Source organism: Thioclava sp. JE_KL1, from assembly GCF_009296265.1.
In the GTDB taxonomy this organism is placed as follows: Bacteria; Pseudomonadota; Alphaproteobacteria; order Rhodobacterales; family Rhodobacteraceae; genus Thioclava.
The window spans coordinates 1-14,679 of sequence record NZ_WBJS01000010.1 but is presented as its reverse complement, the minus strand read 5'-3'; the positions used below and the strand labels follow the sequence as shown (position 1 = coordinate 14,679).

Below are 14,679 nucleotides of genomic sequence, written 5' to 3'. Positions count from 1 at the left end.
GGTCATATACGCAGACGCGCCGCGTTTCCAGACGCCCTGCACATAGCGAAAGGCGCGCGAGGTTTCCCCCGCGCGCCTTCGTCTCAAAGCTTGGTCAGCTTACCGGGGTTCGGTCCGCAGACCCTTCCAGATCGCCCAACACATCACCAGCAGAACCAGCGTGAAGGGCAAACCGGTCGAGATGACCATCGCCTGTAGCGCACTCAGACCGCCGCCGATCAACAGCACGATCGCGACCGCGCCCTCGAAAGTGGCCCAGAACACACGCTGCGGGACCGGTGCGTCGACCTTGCCGCCTGCGGTGATCGTATCGATCACGAGCGAGCCGGAGTCCGACGAGGTCACGAAGAACACGATGACCAGGACGATCGCGATGACCGAGGTGATCGAGGCCAGCGGTAGCCCCTCCAGCATCGCGAAGAGCGACAGCGGCGGGTTGTAGCTATCGATGACCTGCGCCTTCACCAGCGAACCGGACGGATCCGAGATCACCTGATCGATCGCGACACCACCGAAGACCGCCATCCACAACACGCAGACGAGCGACGGGATCAGCAGAACGCAGATGATGAACTCGCGCACGGTACGGCCCCGCGAAACGCGGGCGATGAACATGCCGACGAAGGGCGACCAGGAAATCCACCACGCCCAGTAGAACGCGGTCCAGCCGTCGCGATAGCTGTCATCCGTGCGCCCGATCGGGTTCGACAGCGGGATGATGTCTTTCGCATAGGCCAGAAGACCCTGACCGAAATCGGTGAAGATCATCAGCGTCGGGCCCGCGAAGAGCACGAAGAGCAGCAGCAGCGCCGCGATGCCCATGTTGATCTCGGACAGAAGCTTCACGCCGCCATCGAGGCCGCGCAGCACCGAGAACAGCGCAACGCCGGTGATCAGGGTGATCAGGATGACCTGCACCGTCGTGTCGATCGGAACGCCGAACACGTGGTTTAGACCCGCATTCGCCTGCTGCGCGCCAAAGCCGAGCGAGGTCGCAAGGCCGAACAGCGTCGCGAACACCGCGATGATGTCGATGATATGGCCGGTCCAGCCCCAGACCTTCTCGCCGAAGATCGGATAGAAGGCCGAACGGATCGTCAGCGGCAGACCCTTGTTATAGGAGAACAGCGCCAGCGCGAGCGCCACAACCGCATAGATCGCCCAAGGGTGCAGACCCCAGTGATAGATCGTCGCGGCGAGGCCCATTTCCTTGGCCCGTGCGACATTCTCCGGGATCAGGTTGCCATCCGCATCGAAGGGCGAAGGCGTGCCCAGAGGCTGCGAGACCGCCATGTGATAGACCGGCTCGAGCACGCCGAAGAACATCAGGCCGATGCCCATGCCGGCCGCGAAGAGCATCGCGAACCACCCCATATAGGTGAAGTCCGGCTCCGCATCCGTGCCACCCAGACGGACTGCGCCATAGGGCGAGACGATCAGGGCAAGGCAGAAGATGACGAAGATGTTCGCGGCGCTCATGAAGAACCAGTCGAAGGTCGAGGTCAGCCACGGGCGCATCGCGCCAAACAGCGAACTCGCCTGCTCCGGCAGAGCCAGCGCATAGAAGACGAAGGCCACGATGGACAACGCCGAGATCATGAAAACAGGGTTGTGAATGTCGAAACCGAAGGGCCCTACCTGCCCTTCGAGGTTGTCTTGACCGATCTCATAGTCGGTCTCGATCAGTTGTGTGTCCCCTTCGGGGGCAGGGATGCCCTGAACTTCTTCAGGTTCGGCCATATGCCGTCCTCCTGTCCTTATTGGTTATATTGGTCCGCGTTATCCGCGTACGAGAAACACCGACGCATCGCTGTGCGCGGCGAGGTGGCCGCCATGCGACGCAAAGAGATAGTTGGCCGCGTTGGGCACATGCGTGGCCATCACCACCAGATCGGCCCCAAGATCGTCAGCCGTCTTCAGCAACGTCTTGTCGAGATCAACGGCCGGGTCGGGCACGATGACTGCCTTCGACGACCCCTTATGCCCAAACTCGTTGGCATGGCTCTGCGCGAAATCGTCCAGTTTCGCGGCATATTCCTTGGCATTGTGGCCGAATTCGCTCGGCTCTTGGCTAGTGACACCTATGAAAACAACTTCTGCGTCGTGTTTCGCTGCGATTTCCGAAGCGACTTTCAACGTCTTGCCCATCTTCTCGACATGACGCAGGTCGACCGGAACCATGATTTTTTCAAACATATCGATCCGTCCCTCAGTCTTGAAGCGCAGCACCCTATTGCAGGATGCAACGATATCCAACCAACCCAGTGTGTCACATTCGGTTCCGGATTTCGTGAAGAAAAATTAAAGAAATGACATGCCTGCCTCGGGGCCTGCGGCGCGCGGTCACATCGGCGCCGGATTCCGTCCTACGTCGCCGTATGACTTCCAGTTGGCTCAGGAAGGAGAGACCGATGCGTTTTCACAGCTCACTTGGAACAAGACTTGGCGCGATCGTTGCCGTGATAGCGGTCGTCGCAGGCACGGCATTGCCCGCGCACGCGGCGCTCACCTCGGCGGAACATAGGGCGGTGCTCGCGGCGCTGGATGACGAGTATCACGCGCAGGCCACCTATCGGGCGATCATGGAGAGGTTCGGCGCCGTGCGCCCCTTCTCGAATATCGAGCGGGCCGAGATCTCGCATGCTGCGGCGCTGATCGGAGTGCTGCGGCAGAACGGGCTACCCGTCCCCGCGAACCCTTATCTGAGCGGGGCGAAGCCTCTGGCCCCGGTGCCGGGCACCCTGGCCGAGGCTTGTGCGCTTGGCGTGCAGGCGGAGATGGCGAATTCCGGGCTCTATGACGGGCGGCTCCTGCCGGCGGTCGCCGGGAATGGCCAGCTTACCCAGATCCTGACGCGCCTGCGCGATGCCTCTCAGAACAAGCACCTGCCCGCCTTCCAGCGCTGCGGAGGCGGTGGGCAGATGCAGGGGCGCGGCATGGGCGGCCAAGGGCGCGGCTATGGCGGCGGCAGAGGCCCCGCCTGGAACTGAGGCGCCCTGCCCCCGAAGACGCACCCCCACGAATGCAAAACGCCCCGGCCTTTCGGTCGGGGCGTTTCGTTATTCAGACGAACCGGTCGGCTCAGCCGCGCTCTTCGACGATTTCGACGAGGTGCGGGATCTTCGCAACCATACCGCGGACGGCCGGAGTATCTTCCAGCTCACGGGTACGGTTCATCTTGTCCAGACCCAGACCTTTCAGCGTGGCACGCTGGATGGCGGGGCGACGGATCGGCGAACCGATCTGCTTGACGACGATGGTAGCCATTGATCGCTCTCCTTACGCTTCCGTGGCTTCGGCAGTTGCCTCAGCCTCGGGCTTCTTGAGGATGTCGGCCACTTTCTTGCCGCGGCGCGCAGCCACCTGACGGGGGCTTGCTTCGCGGGTCAGACCGTTCAGCGTGGCACGGATCATGTTGTAGGGGTTCTGGGTGCCGGTCGATTTCGACACGACGTCCTTCACGCCCAGCATCTCGAACACGGCACGCATCGGACCACCGGCGATGATCCCGGTACCTTCCGGTGCGGTGCGCATCACGACCTTACCAGCGCCGTGACGGCCCTCGATGTCGTGGTGCAGCGTGCGGCCATCGCGCAGCGGGACGCGGATCAGGTTGCGCTTCGCTTGCTCGGTGGCTTTGCGGATCGCTTCCGGAACCTCTTTGGCCTTGCCTTTGCCGAAGCCGACACGGCCACGCTGGTCGCCGACGACCACGAGGGCTGCGAAGCCAAAGCGCTTACCACCCTTCACGGTTTTCGACACGCGGTTGATCGCGACGAGGCGATCGGCGAATTCCGGGTTTTCGTCGCGGTCGTCGCGGCGGCCCCGGCGGTTGTCACGTTCTGCCATGAGGCATTCCTTCTCGTGATGGCGTGGTTTCACGCCGTTTGTCTCAATCCAGGTGCCCCGCCCCGAAGGGCGCGGCCCGGATCATCGGGGGGACGCGAACGTCCCCCACCAGTCTTAGAACTTCAGACCGCCTTCGCGGGCTGCGTCGGCGAGCGCCTTGATCTTCCCGTGGAACAGGAAGCCACCGCGGTCGAAGTAGCAGGTTTCGACACCGGCCTTCTTCGCACGCTCGGCGATCGCGGCGCCAACTTTGGCTGCCGCTTCGACGTTGTTCTTGCCGACCACACCGAGATCCTTCTCGAGCGTGGAAGCGGCGGCCAGAGTGCGACCGTTGACGTCGTCGATCAGCTGAACGCTGATGTTCTTCGACGAACGATGCACCGAAAGACGGGCGCGACCAGCGGCCATCTTGCGAAGCTTGTTCCGGACGCGCAGGCGGCGCTTGAGGAACAGATCCCGTTTGCTGTTTGCCATTTTCGCGTTCCTTACTTCTTCTTACCTTCTTTGCGGAAGATATACTCACCCTTGTAGCGGATGCCCTTGCCCTTATAGGGCTCGGGAGCACGCCATTCGCGGATATTTGCCGCGACCTGGCCCACCTGCTGCTGGTCAGAACCTTCCACAACGATCTCGGTCTGCTTCGGAGCGGTGACAGTCACGCCCTCCGGAACCTCGAAGTTGACTTCGTGCGAATAACCGAGCGACAGCTTCAGGACGTTGCCCTGCATCTGCGCACGATAACCAACACCCTGAATCTCCAGCTCCTTCTTGAAGCCTTCGGTCACGCCCTGGACGAGGTTCGCGACCTGCGAGCGGGTCATACCCCACTGCTGGCGCGCGCGCTTCGACTGGCCACGCGGGGTGACGGTGACGGCGTTGTCCTCGACAGCGAGGGTCACGTCGTCGGTCGCGGTGAAGGTACGGGTGCCTTTCGGCCCCTTCACTTCGATGGTCTGGCCCGACAGCTGCGCAGAAACGCCGCTGGGAAGCTCGACCGGTTTCTTACCAATACGAGACATTGAGCCCTCCTTAGAACACGGTGCAGAGCACTTCGCCGCCAACATTGGCGGATCGTGCGTTTGCATCCGACATCACGCCCTTCGAGGTCGAGACGATCGAGACGCCAAGGCCCTGACGGACCGACGGAACGTCTTTCGCGGCCATGTACACGCGGCGACCGGGGGTCGAGACGCGCTGCAGCTCGCGGATGACCGGGGTGCCCTCGTAGTACTTGAGGCTGATTTCCAGCTCCGGATGGCCGGCAGCAGACGTCGCCTGCTCGTAACCACGGATGTAGCCTTCGTCAGCCAGCACGTCGAGAACCCAAGCGCGAAGCTTGGAGGCCGGGGTGCGGACGGTGGATTTGCCACGCAGTTGTGCGTTGCGGATGCGGGTCAGCATATCGCCGAGAGGATCATTCACAGACATGTCGCCCTCCTTACCAGCTCGACTTCACCATGCCGGGGATCTGACCGTAGGAGGCCAGGTCACGCAGCATGATCCGCGAGAGTTTGAGCTTACGGTAGTAAGCGTGGGGACGACCCGTGAGCTGGCAACGATTGTGCAGCCGGACCGCCGACGAGTTGCGCGGGAGTTCCGCGAGTTTCAGCGACGCCTTGAAGCGCTCTTCCATCGGGCGCTCCTGGTCGTTGATGATTTCCTTGAGCGCGGCCCGCTTGTCAGCGTACTTGTTCACAAGACGCTGGCGCTTCGCTTCGCGCGCAACCATGGATTTCTTAGCCATAAGTTTCGTTCCTCCGCGATCAGGCGTTGAAGGGCATGTTGAAATGCTTCAACAGCGCCTTCGCTTCGGCATCCACGTCAGACGTGGTCACCATGATGATGTCCATACCCAGAACCTCATCGACCTTATCGAAGTCGATCTCGGGGAACACGATGTGTTCCTTGAGGCCCATTGCGAAGTTGCCACGACCGTCGAACGACGGCTTCACGCCGCGGAAGTCGCGAACGCGCGGCATAGCAACGTTGATCAGGCGATCGAGGAATTCGTACATCCGGTCACCGCGCAGGGTCACTTTCGTACCCAGCGGCATCTCTTCCCGGACGCGGAAGCCAGCGATCGACTTCTTCGCCTTGGTCATCACGGCCTTCTGACCAGCGATGAGCGAGAGCTCTTCGGCGGCCTGCTTGACCTTCTTGGTGTCTTTCACGGCTTCGCCGACGCCCATGTTCAGCACGATCTTGTCGAGCTTCGGGATCATCATGTCGTTCTTGTAGCCGAACTCTTCTTTCAGCGCCGCCTTGATGGTGTCGCGGTAAAGAGCGCGAAGACGCGGAGTGTAGGTTGCTTGATCGAGCATCAGATCGCATCCCCCGTGGTCTTGGCGAAACGCACCTTCTTGCCGTCTTCCTCGCGGAAGCCGACGCGGGTGGCTTTGCCGTTTGCGTCCATCAGAGCCAGGTTCGACAGGTCGATCGGCATAGCCTTGGGCTGGCGACCGCCCTGGTTGGACTGGGTCTGACGCTGGTGGCGGATCGCAACGTTCACGCCGTCGACGACAGCTTTGCCGGCTTTCGGGTCAACAGAGGTGATCTCACCCTGCTTGCCCTTGTCCTTGCCAGCGAGAACGACGACCTTATCGCCTTTGCGGAGCTTAGCAGCCATTACAGCACCTCCGGAGCAAGCGAGATGATCTTCATGAAGTTCTTCGCACGCAGCTCACGCACGACCGGCCCGAAGATACGGGTGCCGACCGGCTCGCCCGCGTTGTTCAGGATGACGGCGGCGTTGCGGTCGAAACGGATGGCGGTGCCATCGTCGCGACGAACTTCTTTGGCGGTGCGCACGACGACGGCCTTGCGGACGTCACCTTTCTTCACGCGGCCGCGCGGGATCGCTTCCTTGACCGACACCACAATGATGTCGCCCACGGATGCGTAACGGCGGTGCGAGCCGCCGAGGACCTTGATGCACTGAACCCGGCGAGCGCCGGAGTTGTCAGCAACATCCAGATTGGTCTGCATCTGGATCATGGGGTTACTCCCGACCTTTGGGGACGCCTATGCAGTAAGGGCCCCAGGGTTTCGAATACTGACGGATGGCCCCGGCTTACGCCGAAACCACAACCCGCCAGCGCTTGGTCTTCGAGACGGGTGCGCACTCTTCGATGCGAACAATGTCACCGGTCTTGAACTGGTTTTCCGCGTCATGGGCGCGGTATTTCTTGGACTTCCGGATCGTCTTCTTGAGAACCGGATGCGTGAAGCGGCGCTCGACCGAAACGGTTACGGTTTGGTCGTTCTTGTCCGACGTCACGGTACCTTGCAGGATGCGTTTGGGCATAGGAAGCTCTCCTTACTTCGCGGCTTCAGCGGCTTTTTGGTTCAGCACGGTTTTGATACGTGCAACGTCCCGACGAACAGAGCGCATGCGCGCGGTGTTCTCGAGCTGGTTCGTGGCCTGCTGAAAGCGGAGGTTGAAGGCTTCTTTCTTCAGCGAGACGAGCTGATCACGCAGCTCATCAGGCGTCTTCGCCTTGAGTTCTTGGGCGTTCATCCCGGGTCCTTTCTTGGCATCAGAGGGCCCCTCGCGGGTGACCCTGCTTTCTGATGGGTTATGTCGGTCCTGATTTCAGGAACTTGCGGCCAATATCAGAGCGAATCGAATATGGCAAGGATTGTTTGGCCTTCGGGCCGCTTTGGCGTAACAGGGGGATAAATCCACGCCCAGTTGCGAGAGCCCTTATGTCCGAGCCCAAGACCCAGATCGAGTCCCTCTTCGTCACCCGACTCTACCGCGCCTCCCTATCCGCATTCGGCCCCAAGGTCGATACGGGCGAGCTGGAGGCCTCGTGCTATGCCATCGCCGAGGATGACGAGGCCGGTCAGGACTGGTGCGAGGAGAACGGCTATCCGGGTTACACCTCCTACGCCTCGCTCACCGACCTGCCCTGGCGCTTCCCGATCTTCGCGGACATGGTGAAGGCGCTCGACAAGCACGTCGCGGCCTTCGCCGAAGATCTGCAATTCGATCTGGGCGAGGGCAAGCTGGTGCTCGAAGATCTCTGGATCAACATCCTGCCCGAAGGCGGCACCCACAGCTCGCACCTGCACCCGCATTCGGTGATCTCGGGCACGACCTATGTCGCGATGCCCGACGGCGCCTCGGCGCTGAAGCTGGAAGACCCGCGCAGCGCGCGGATGATGGCGGCCCCTACCCGCCTCAAGACCGCCCGGCGCGAGCTGCAGCCCTTCATCTACATCGCCCCCGAACCGGGCGAGGTTCTGCTCTGGGAAAGCTGGCTGCGCCACGAGGTGCCGATGAACATGGCCGAAGACGAACGCATCTCGGTGAGCTTCAATTACAAATGGGTGGATTGAGCCCGGCGCTTTGATCGCAATCATAGCCAAACCGCGTCTCACATGATTTCCTTGCTGCGCAACCAGATAACGGGAGCGCAGCATGAAAACACTCGTCGCCTATGCCTCCAGCGAGGGGCAAACCCGCAAGATCGCGCGGCACGTCGCCGACCGGATTTCGGAATTGGGCCATTCCGCCGAATTGATTTCCACGAAGGAAGCCGAGGGGATGGACCTCGACCGGTTCGACCGGATCATCCTCGCGGCCTCGATCCATGTCGGACATTATCAGGGCCGCTTCGCCGATTTCGTCGCAGAGCAACGCGACATCATCCGGACCCGCCCGAGCCTCTTTCTCTCCGTGTCCCTGGCCGCCGCGGGCCACGACGCGGAGGATTGGCGCGCACTCGACAAGATCCTCAAGGACTTCGAAGAGGCGACCGGCTGGACGCCGGATCTGACCGAGCAGATCGCGGGCGCCTACCTGCCGTCGAAATACGATATCTTCCGCCGGTTCGTGATGCGCCGGATCGTGGCGAAGAAGGACCCCGATGCCGATCTCGACGCCGATATCGAATATACCGACTGGGAAGCGCTCGATGCGCTGATCGACGGCTGGATTTCCGACGGAGCCTAACCGTCACGCCCTTCCAAAGCAAAAGCCCCGCCATCTCTGGCGGGGCTTTCGTTTGTCTTCAGCAGTCAGACCGGGATTACCAGTCCTGACGCTCGACGATACGGCAGGCGACCGGAAGCTTGGCCGCGCCGAGGCGCAGAGCCTCGCGAGCGGTCTCTTCGTTGACGCCGTCGATCTCGAACATCACGCGGCCGGGCTTGACCTTGGCGGCCCAACGGTCGACCGAACCCTTACCTTTACCCATACGGACTTCGGTGGGTTTCGCGGTGATCGGGGTATCCGGGAAGATCCGGATCCAGACACGGCCTTGACGCTTCATGTGGCGGGTGATCGCACGACGCGCAGCTTCGATCTGACGGGCGGTGACGCGCTCGGGCGCCTCTGCCTTGAGGCCGAAGTGACCGAAGTTCAGGTCGAAACCACCTTTAGCTTCACCGTGAATCCGGCCTTTGTGCATCTTGCGGAACTTCGTCCGTTTCGGTTGCAGCATAACTATCTACTCCCTCAGCGATCGCGACGCGGGCCGCGCGGTGCCGGGCCCTCTTGGGCTTCAGCGTGCTTGCGGTCACGAGCTTGCGGATCATGTTCCATGATCTCGCCTTTGAAGATCCAGACCTTCACGCCGATGATCCCGTAGGGGGTCGACGCTTCGGACAGCGCATAGTCGATATCGGCACGCAGGGTGTGCAGCGGCACGCGACCTTCGCGATACCACTCAGTACGTGCGATCTCGGCGCCGCCCAGACGGCCAGCGACGTTCACACGGATACCAAGACCACCCATACGCATCGCGTTCTGCACCGAGCGCTTCATGGCGCGACGGAACGAGACACGACGCTCGAGCTGCTGTGCGATCGACTCGGCGACGAGCTGCGCATCGAGTTCCGGCTTGCGGACTTCGACGATGTTCAGGTGCAGCTCGCTGTCGGTGAAGTTCGCCAGCTTCTTGCGGAGCGCTTCGATGTCAGCGCCCTTCTTGCCGATGATGACGCCCGGACGTGCTGCGTGAATGGTCACACGGCACTTCTTGTGCGGACGCTCGATGATGACACGGCTGATGCCGGCCTGCTTGGCTTCCTCGTGGATGAACTCGCGGATCTTGATGTCCTCGAGCAGCAGGTCGCCATAGTCTTTGCTGTCGGCGTACCAGCGGCTATCCCAGGTGCGGTTGACCTGGAGGCGCATGCCGATCGGATTAACCTTCTGACCCATTACGCTTGCTCCTCAACCTGACGCACCTTGATGGTGATTTCCGAGAACGGCTTCATGATCTTGCCGAAGCGACCACGTGCCCGCGGACGGCCACGCTTCATCACCAGGTTCTTGCCAACCCAAGCTTCCGCCACGACGAGCTCGTCCACGTCCAGGCCGTGGTTGTTCTCAGCGTTGGCGATTGCCGACTGAAGGCACTTCTTCACGTCGAGCGCGATGCGCTTCTTCGAGAAGGTCAGGTCCGAAAGGGCCTTGTCGACCTTCTTGCCACGGATCATCGCGGCGACGAGGTTCAGTTTCTGCGGCGAGGTGCGAAGCATGCGGGTCTTCGCCATCGCTTCGTTCTCCGCCACGCGGCGCGGATTCTTTTCCTTACCCATGACGATTACTTCCTCTTGGCTTTTTTGTCGGCCGCATGCCCGTAATAGGTGCGGGTCGGCGAATATTCACCGAACTTCTGACCGATCATTTCCTCGGTGACGTTCACCGGGATGTGCTTGTGGCCGTTGTAGACCCCAAAGGTCAGACCAACGAATTGCGGCAGGATGGTGGAGCGACGCGACCAGATCTTGATGACGTCGCCTTTGCCCGACTCGCGAGCCTTCTCTGCTTTTTTCAGCAGGTAGGCATCAACGAAGGGGCCTTTCCAAACAGAACGAGACATATGTTAGCGACCCTTCTTCTTCGCGTGACGCGAACGCAGGATATACTGGTCCGTCTTCTTGTTGACGCGCGTGCGCTTGCCCTTGGTGGGCTTGCCCCACGGCGTAACCGGATGACGGCCACCCGAGGTACGACCTTCACCACCACCGTGCGGGTGGTCGATCGGGTTCATCGCGACACCGCGGACGGTCGGACGGACGCCCATGTGGCGCTTACGACCGGCTTTACCGAGGTTCTGGTTCGAGTGGTCGGCGTTCGACACGGCACCGATGGTCGCCATGCATTCCTGACGCACGAGGCGCAGTTCGCCCGACGAAAGACGCAGCTGAGCGTAGCCACCGTCACGGCCGACGAATTGGGCGTAGGTGCCCGCGGCGCGTGCGATCTGGCCACCCTTGCCGGGCTTCAGTTCGACGTTGTGGACGATGGTACCGATCGGCATGCCCGAGAACGGCATCGCGTTGCCCGGCTTGACGTCGTGACGCGAGCCCGAAACGACCTTGTCACCGACAGCGAGACGCTGGGGTGCGAGGATGTAGGCCTGCTCACCATCTTCATAGTTGATCAGCGCGATGAAGGCGGTCCGGTTCGGATCGTATTCGATCCGCTCGACGGTGCCTTGAACATCGAACTTGCGACGCTTGAAATCGACGATGCGGTAGAGACGCTTCGCGCCACCACCCTTGTGCCACATCGTGATCCGCCCGGTGTTGTTCCGGCCACCCGACTTGGTCAAACCCTGCGTGAGGGCTTTGACCGGACGGCCTTTCCAAAGCTCCGAACGGTCGATCAGAACCAGCCCACGCTGGCCCGGCGTCGTCGGCTTATACGACTTGAGTGCCATGCTTTCTGTCTTCCGTTGGTTTGCGGCGAGTTGCCCCGCCTGTCTGTGTGTATAGGGCCCCGAAGGTCCCCGAATTCAAAAATCACGGGCCCCGGAACGAATCCGAGGCCGCGAGACTGGCGCGATGTAGCAGGGATGCGGGGGTGAGTCTATAGGCTTGGCCTGTTTTTGCGCGCGATGGTCCAAGCAACTGGCGCTTCGCGGTCAGGGCAGGCAAAATGGCTGCCGAGGCAGAAGACATAACAGGAGCAACCAATGCGTCCAACCCGAGCAATCCTCCTTGCAGCCACGCTCTGCGCGGCAGCCACCCTCGCCACCCCCACCCTCGCCGACGCGTGGCGCGGCACCTATGAGGTCGCCGGGGTGAAAGGGCAGGACATGCTGAAACTGCGCGCAGGCCCCGGCACCGGCTACAAGGTGATCCTGGGGCTTCCCAACGGCGCGATCGTCCATGTGCGCAGCTGCGAGCGCAGCGGCAATACCCGCTGGTGCAACGTCTCGCTCGACGTCGCCCGCAACCTGCGCGGCTATGTCTCGGAGAGCTACCTGCGCGAGAAGTGAGGCGCTGGCGCTGCCCGGGCTGGCCGCCCGGCCACTCCATGAGCGGCAAGCACCCCCTCCCCTAGCGATCACGCAAACGAAAAGGCCCCCGCGGATCGCGAGGGCCTTCTCAATTTCTCTGTCCTACCGGATTACAGGCCGGTGGTGACGTCGATCGTGTTGCCTTCTTCCAGCGTCACGTAGGCTTTCTTGAAGTCCGAGCGACGACCGGGGGTGCCCCGGAAGCGCTTGGTCTTGCCTTTGGTGATGGTGGTGTTGACCGCCTTCACCTTGACGCCGAAGAGAGTCTCAACAGCTTCTTTGATCTGCGGCTTCGAAGCGTCTTTCGCCACTTCGAAAACAACAGCGCCGTTCTCCGAGGCCATGGTGGCCTTCTCGGTGATGATCGGCTTGACGATCACGTCGTAATGTTCGGGTTTCGCGCTCATTTCAGACGAGCCTCCAGAGCTTCGACACCCGCCTTCGTGAGCACGAGCGTGTCACGCTTGAGGATGTCATACACGTTGGCGCCCATCGAAGGCAGCACATCGATGCCGTCGATGTTGCGCGCGGCTTGGGCGAAGTTCTCGTTCACCTCGGCCCCGTCGATCACCAGCACCTTCTTCCAGCCCAGCTCCTTGGCGGCTTTCGCCAGCAGCTTGGTCTTGGCTTCGGCGAGCTGCGCGTCCTCAAGGACGATCAGTTTGCCAGCGGCGGCTTTCGACGACAGCGCGTGCTTCAGACCCAGAGCCCGGAACTTCTTGGGCAGGTCGTGAGCGTGGCTGCGCGGGGTCGGGCCTTTGTAGACACCACCCTTGCGGAAGATCGGCGCCTTGCGGGAGCCGTGACGTGCGCCACCGGTGCCCTTCTGACGATAGATCTTCTTGGTCGAGTAGCTGACCTCCGAGCGGGTGAGAACCGAGTGGGTGCCCTGCTGAGCCTTCGCGCGCTGCCAGCGCACGACGCGATGCAGGATGTCCGCACGCGGCTCGAGCCCGAAGATCTCGTCGGCGAGGTCGATCGAACCGGCTTTGCCGGCGTCGAGCTTGATCACATCGAGTTTCATTGCTTGTCTCCTTCGGGCGCTTCGCCGCCGTCTTCGCCTTTGTCGGCTTCGATCGACTCTTCAGCTTCCTTCAGCGCAGCAGCTTCCTGAGCGGCCTGCTCCTCGGCGAGACGCTGAGCTTCGGCTTCAGCCTCGGCAGCAGCAGCGGCAGCGGCTTCTTCAGCAGCTTTCGCAGCGGCTTCGGCAGCCGACTTCAGCGCGGCGGGGTAGATGATGTTCTCGGAGAGCGGCTTCTTGACCGCATCCTTGACCGTCACCCAGCCACCTTTGGCGCCCGGCACCGAACCCTTGACCATGATCAGGCCACGGTCGGCATCGGTCTTGACGACCTGAAGGTTTTGGGTCGTGACGCGCACGGCACCGAGGTGACCGGCCATCTTCTTGCCCTTGAACACTTTGCCCGGGTCCTGACACTGACCGGTCGAACCGTGCGAGCGGTGCGAGATCGACACGCCGTGCGTGGCGCGCAGACCACCGAAGTTGTGACGCTTCATAGCACCGGCGAAACCCTTACCGATCGAGGTGCCCGCGATATCCACGAACTGACCTTCGAAATAGTGGTTCGCGGTGATTTCCTCGCCCACTTCGATCAGGTTTTCTTCAGCGACGCGGAATTCCGCGACTTTGCGCTTCGGGGCGACATTGGCTTTCGCGAAGTGACCACGCAGAGCGGCGGTCGTACGCTTGGCCTTGGCTTCACCAGCGCCGAGCTGAACGGCCGTGTAGCCGTCGAGTTCGGAAGTGCGCTGAGCCACCACCTGAAGCTTGTCGAGTTGGAGAACGGTCACAGGAACCTGCTTGCCGTCCTCAAGGAAGAGCCGGGTCATGCCCAGCTTCTTGGCGATAACACCAGTCCGCAGCATAATGCCCTCCTTACACCTTGATCTCGACGTCGACGCCCGCTGCGAGGTCGAGCTTCATCAGCGCGTCCACGGTCTGGGGGGTCGGATCGACGATGTCGAGAAGACGCTTGTGCGTCCGGATCTCCCACTGGTCACGCGACTTCTTGTCGATGTGCGGACCACGCAGAACCGTGAATTTCTCGATCTTGTTCGGGAGCGGGATGGGCCCGCGAACCTGAGCACCCGTGCGCTTCGCGGTGTTCACGATTTCCTGGGTGCTGGCGTCCAGCACGCGGTAATCGAACGCCTTGAGCCGGATGCGGATATTTTGGCCGGTCATATGTCATGCCTCTTCGCATGGCGTGAAGGTTGAGAGGCAGACGGCACCGAATGTAGCGCCTGCATCGAACCTGAAAATCTTGGCAGATCAGGCGCGTCCTCTATGGCGTCACCCTGAGTCTGTCAAGAGCGAATGGCGCGCCTTTCGGCGCACCATTCAAATTCTTTCCAACTGTCGTTTTCGGGGCCCCGGAGAGGGCCCCGAAACCATCGATCACGCGATGATTTTGGAGACGACGCCGGCGCCGACGGTGCGGCCACCTTCGCGGATTGCGAAGCGCAGACCGTCTTCCATCGCGATCGGAGCGATCAGTTCAACTTCGAACTTCAGGTTGTCGCCCGGCATGACCATCTCGGTGCCCTCGGG

26 protein-coding genes and 1 pseudogene are annotated in these 14,679 nt (G+C 61.7%); 4 read left to right on the top strand and 23 right to left on the bottom strand.

Annotated elements, in window-relative coordinates:
• Positions 1 to 99: 99 nt before the first annotated feature.
• Positions 100 to 1,740 (bottom strand): BCCT family transporter, encoded by a 1,641-nt coding sequence (locus tag F8R15_RS17150; RefSeq protein ID WP_078521273.1) that lies wholly within the window; start codon positions 1,738 to 1,740, stop codon positions 100 to 102.
• Positions 1,741 to 1,779: 39 nt separating this feature from the next.
• Positions 1,780 to 2,256, bottom strand: coding sequence for a universal stress protein (locus F8R15_RS17145; protein ID WP_246831750.1), 477 nt, complete (start codon positions 2,254 to 2,256; stop codon positions 1,780 to 1,782).
• A 155-nt stretch (positions 2,257 to 2,411) separates the two neighbouring features.
• On the opposite strand from F8R15_RS17145, the gene F8R15_RS17140 reads away from it, so the two are divergent.
• The gene (locus tag F8R15_RS17140; protein ID WP_216644144.1) at positions 2,412 to 2,990 is read left to right on the top strand and encodes a hypothetical protein; all 579 of its coding nucleotides are present in this window, start codon (positions 2,412 to 2,414) and stop codon (positions 2,988 to 2,990) included.
• 91 nt (positions 2,991 to 3,081) lie between these two features.
• Here the strand turns inward: F8R15_RS17140 and rpmD are convergent, their stop codons facing one another.
• The 11 genes from rpmD to rpmC form a co-directional block, all read right to left on the bottom strand.
• Positions 3,082 to 3,267 (bottom strand): 50S ribosomal protein L30, encoded by a 186-nt coding sequence (rpmD, locus tag F8R15_RS17135; RefSeq protein WP_075773858.1) that lies wholly within the window; start codon positions 3,265 to 3,267, stop codon positions 3,082 to 3,084.
• Between the two features lie 12 nt (positions 3,268 to 3,279).
• Positions 3,280 to 3,849, bottom strand: coding sequence for a 30S ribosomal protein S5 (rpsE, locus tag F8R15_RS17130; protein WP_078549280.1), 570 nt, complete (start codon positions 3,847 to 3,849; stop codon positions 3,280 to 3,282).
• Between the two features lie 114 nt (positions 3,850 to 3,963).
• Entirely contained in the window at positions 3,964 to 4,323 is a 360-nt protein-coding gene (rplR, locus tag F8R15_RS17125; protein WP_075773856.1) for a 50S ribosomal protein L18, read from the bottom strand.
• An 11-nt stretch (positions 4,324 to 4,334) separates the two neighbouring features.
• Positions 4,335 to 4,868 (bottom strand): 50S ribosomal protein L6, encoded by a 534-nt coding sequence (gene rplF / locus F8R15_RS17120; RefSeq protein WP_078521275.1) that lies wholly within the window; start codon positions 4,866 to 4,868, stop codon positions 4,335 to 4,337.
• Positions 4,869 to 4,878: 10 nt separating this feature from the next.
• Positions 4,879 to 5,277 (bottom strand): 30S ribosomal protein S8, encoded by a 399-nt coding sequence (gene rpsH, locus F8R15_RS17115; protein ID WP_152845393.1) that lies wholly within the window; start codon positions 5,275 to 5,277, stop codon positions 4,879 to 4,881.
• A 10-nt stretch (positions 5,278 to 5,287) separates the two neighbouring features.
• Positions 5,288 to 5,593, bottom strand: coding sequence for a 30S ribosomal protein S14 (gene rpsN, locus F8R15_RS17110; RefSeq protein ID WP_075773854.1), 306 nt, complete (start codon positions 5,591 to 5,593; stop codon positions 5,288 to 5,290).
• Between the two features lie 19 nt (positions 5,594 to 5,612).
• The gene (rplE, locus tag F8R15_RS17105; protein ID WP_078549282.1) at positions 5,613 to 6,170 is read right to left on the bottom strand and encodes a 50S ribosomal protein L5; all 558 of its coding nucleotides are present in this window, start codon (positions 6,168 to 6,170) and stop codon (positions 5,613 to 5,615) included.
• Positions 6,170 to 6,475 (bottom strand): 50S ribosomal protein L24, encoded by a 306-nt coding sequence (rplX, locus tag F8R15_RS17100; protein ID WP_078521279.1) that lies wholly within the window; start codon positions 6,473 to 6,475, stop codon positions 6,170 to 6,172. The genes rplE and rplX overlap by 1 nt, the downstream gene beginning before the upstream one ends.
• The gene (gene rplN / locus F8R15_RS17095) at positions 6,475 to 6,843 is read right to left on the bottom strand and encodes a 50S ribosomal protein L14 (RefSeq protein WP_075773851.1); all 369 of its coding nucleotides are present in this window, start codon (positions 6,841 to 6,843) and stop codon (positions 6,475 to 6,477) included. Before rplN ends, rplX begins: the two co-directional genes overlap by 1 nt.
• Before the next feature lie 76 nt (positions 6,844 to 6,919).
• Entirely contained in the window at positions 6,920 to 7,153 is a 234-nt protein-coding gene (rpsQ, locus tag F8R15_RS17090; RefSeq protein ID WP_078521280.1) for a 30S ribosomal protein S17, read from the bottom strand.
• A 12-nt stretch (positions 7,154 to 7,165) separates the two neighbouring features.
• Positions 7,166 to 7,366 (bottom strand): 50S ribosomal protein L29, encoded by a 201-nt coding sequence (gene rpmC / locus F8R15_RS17085; protein WP_078521281.1) that lies wholly within the window; start codon positions 7,364 to 7,366, stop codon positions 7,166 to 7,168.
• Between the two features lie 188 nt (positions 7,367 to 7,554).
• Between rpmC and F8R15_RS17080 the strand changes: the two genes are divergently transcribed.
• Together F8R15_RS17080 and F8R15_RS17075 are read left to right on the top strand one after the other, a co-directional pair.
• Positions 7,555 to 8,190, top strand: a complete 636-nt coding sequence (locus F8R15_RS17080; RefSeq protein ID WP_078549284.1) for a 2OG-Fe(II) oxygenase family protein — start codon at positions 7,555 to 7,557, stop codon at positions 8,188 to 8,190.
• Positions 8,191 to 8,272: 82 nt separating this feature from the next.
• On the top strand, positions 8,273 to 8,806 hold the full coding sequence (locus F8R15_RS17075; RefSeq protein WP_152845392.1) for a flavodoxin domain-containing protein: 534 nt from the start codon (positions 8,273 to 8,275) through the stop codon (positions 8,804 to 8,806).
• Positions 8,807 to 8,882: 76 nt separating this feature from the next.
• Here the strand turns inward: F8R15_RS17075 and rplP are convergent, their stop codons facing one another.
• The 5 genes from rplP to rplB are packed head-to-tail and all read right to left on the bottom strand — an operon-like array spanning position 8,883 to position 11,525.
• The gene (gene rplP, locus F8R15_RS17070) at positions 8,883 to 9,296 is read right to left on the bottom strand and encodes a 50S ribosomal protein L16 (protein WP_078542381.1); all 414 of its coding nucleotides are present in this window, start codon (positions 9,294 to 9,296) and stop codon (positions 8,883 to 8,885) included.
• Between the two features lie 14 nt (positions 9,297 to 9,310).
• Positions 9,311 to 10,018 carry a 30S ribosomal protein S3 gene (gene rpsC, locus F8R15_RS17065; protein ID WP_078521288.1) on the bottom strand — a complete coding sequence of 236 codons (708 nt, stop codon included), beginning with the start codon at positions 10,016 to 10,018 and terminating at the stop codon, positions 9,311 to 9,313.
• Positions 10,018 to 10,398: a 50S ribosomal protein L22 gene (rplV, locus tag F8R15_RS17060; RefSeq protein WP_078521290.1), complete on the bottom strand. Its 381-nt coding sequence runs from the start codon at positions 10,396 to 10,398 to the stop codon at positions 10,018 to 10,020. The genes rpsC and rplV overlap by 1 nt, the downstream gene beginning before the upstream one ends.
• Positions 10,399 to 10,403: 5 nt before the next feature.
• Positions 10,404 to 10,682, bottom strand: a complete 279-nt coding sequence (gene rpsS / locus F8R15_RS17055) for a 30S ribosomal protein S19 (protein WP_078521291.1) — start codon at positions 10,680 to 10,682, stop codon at positions 10,404 to 10,406.
• 3 nt (positions 10,683 to 10,685) lie between these two features.
• Positions 10,686 to 11,525 carry a 50S ribosomal protein L2 gene (rplB, locus tag F8R15_RS17050; protein ID WP_078521293.1) on the bottom strand — a complete coding sequence of 280 codons (840 nt, stop codon included), beginning with the start codon at positions 11,523 to 11,525 and terminating at the stop codon, positions 10,686 to 10,688.
• A gap of 255 nt (positions 11,526 to 11,780) precedes the next feature.
• Between rplB and F8R15_RS17045 the strand changes: the two genes are divergently transcribed.
• A complete protein-coding gene (locus F8R15_RS17045) occupies positions 11,781 to 12,086 on the top strand; it encodes an SH3 domain-containing protein (protein ID WP_088722243.1) in 306 nt (101 codons plus the stop codon).
• 131 nt (positions 12,087 to 12,217) lie between these two features.
• Here the strand turns inward: F8R15_RS17045 and F8R15_RS17040 are convergent, their stop codons facing one another.
• The 5 genes and pseudogenes from F8R15_RS17040 to tuf form a co-directional block, all read right to left on the bottom strand.
• Complete coding sequence (locus F8R15_RS17040; RefSeq protein WP_078521296.1) at positions 12,218 to 12,514, bottom strand: 50S ribosomal protein L23; 297 nt, start codon at positions 12,512 to 12,514, stop codon at positions 12,218 to 12,220.
• The gene (gene rplD, locus F8R15_RS17035; protein ID WP_075773839.1) at positions 12,511 to 13,131 is read right to left on the bottom strand and encodes a 50S ribosomal protein L4; all 621 of its coding nucleotides are present in this window, start codon (positions 13,129 to 13,131) and stop codon (positions 12,511 to 12,513) included. The genes F8R15_RS17040 and rplD overlap by 4 nt, the downstream gene beginning before the upstream one ends.
• Positions 13,128 to 13,994: a 50S ribosomal protein L3 gene (rplC, locus tag F8R15_RS17030; RefSeq protein ID WP_078542383.1), complete on the bottom strand. Its 867-nt coding sequence runs from the start codon at positions 13,992 to 13,994 to the stop codon at positions 13,128 to 13,130. The genes rplD and rplC overlap by 4 nt, the downstream gene beginning before the upstream one ends.
• A gap of 10 nt (positions 13,995 to 14,004) precedes the next feature.
• The gene (gene rpsJ, locus F8R15_RS17025) at positions 14,005 to 14,313 is read right to left on the bottom strand and encodes a 30S ribosomal protein S10 (RefSeq protein ID WP_036639457.1); all 309 of its coding nucleotides are present in this window, start codon (positions 14,311 to 14,313) and stop codon (positions 14,005 to 14,007) included.
• Between the two features lie 213 nt (positions 14,314 to 14,526).
• Positions 14,527 to 14,679 (bottom strand): annotated as a pseudogene (gene tuf / locus F8R15_RS17020) (elongation factor Tu); the annotation flags it as partial.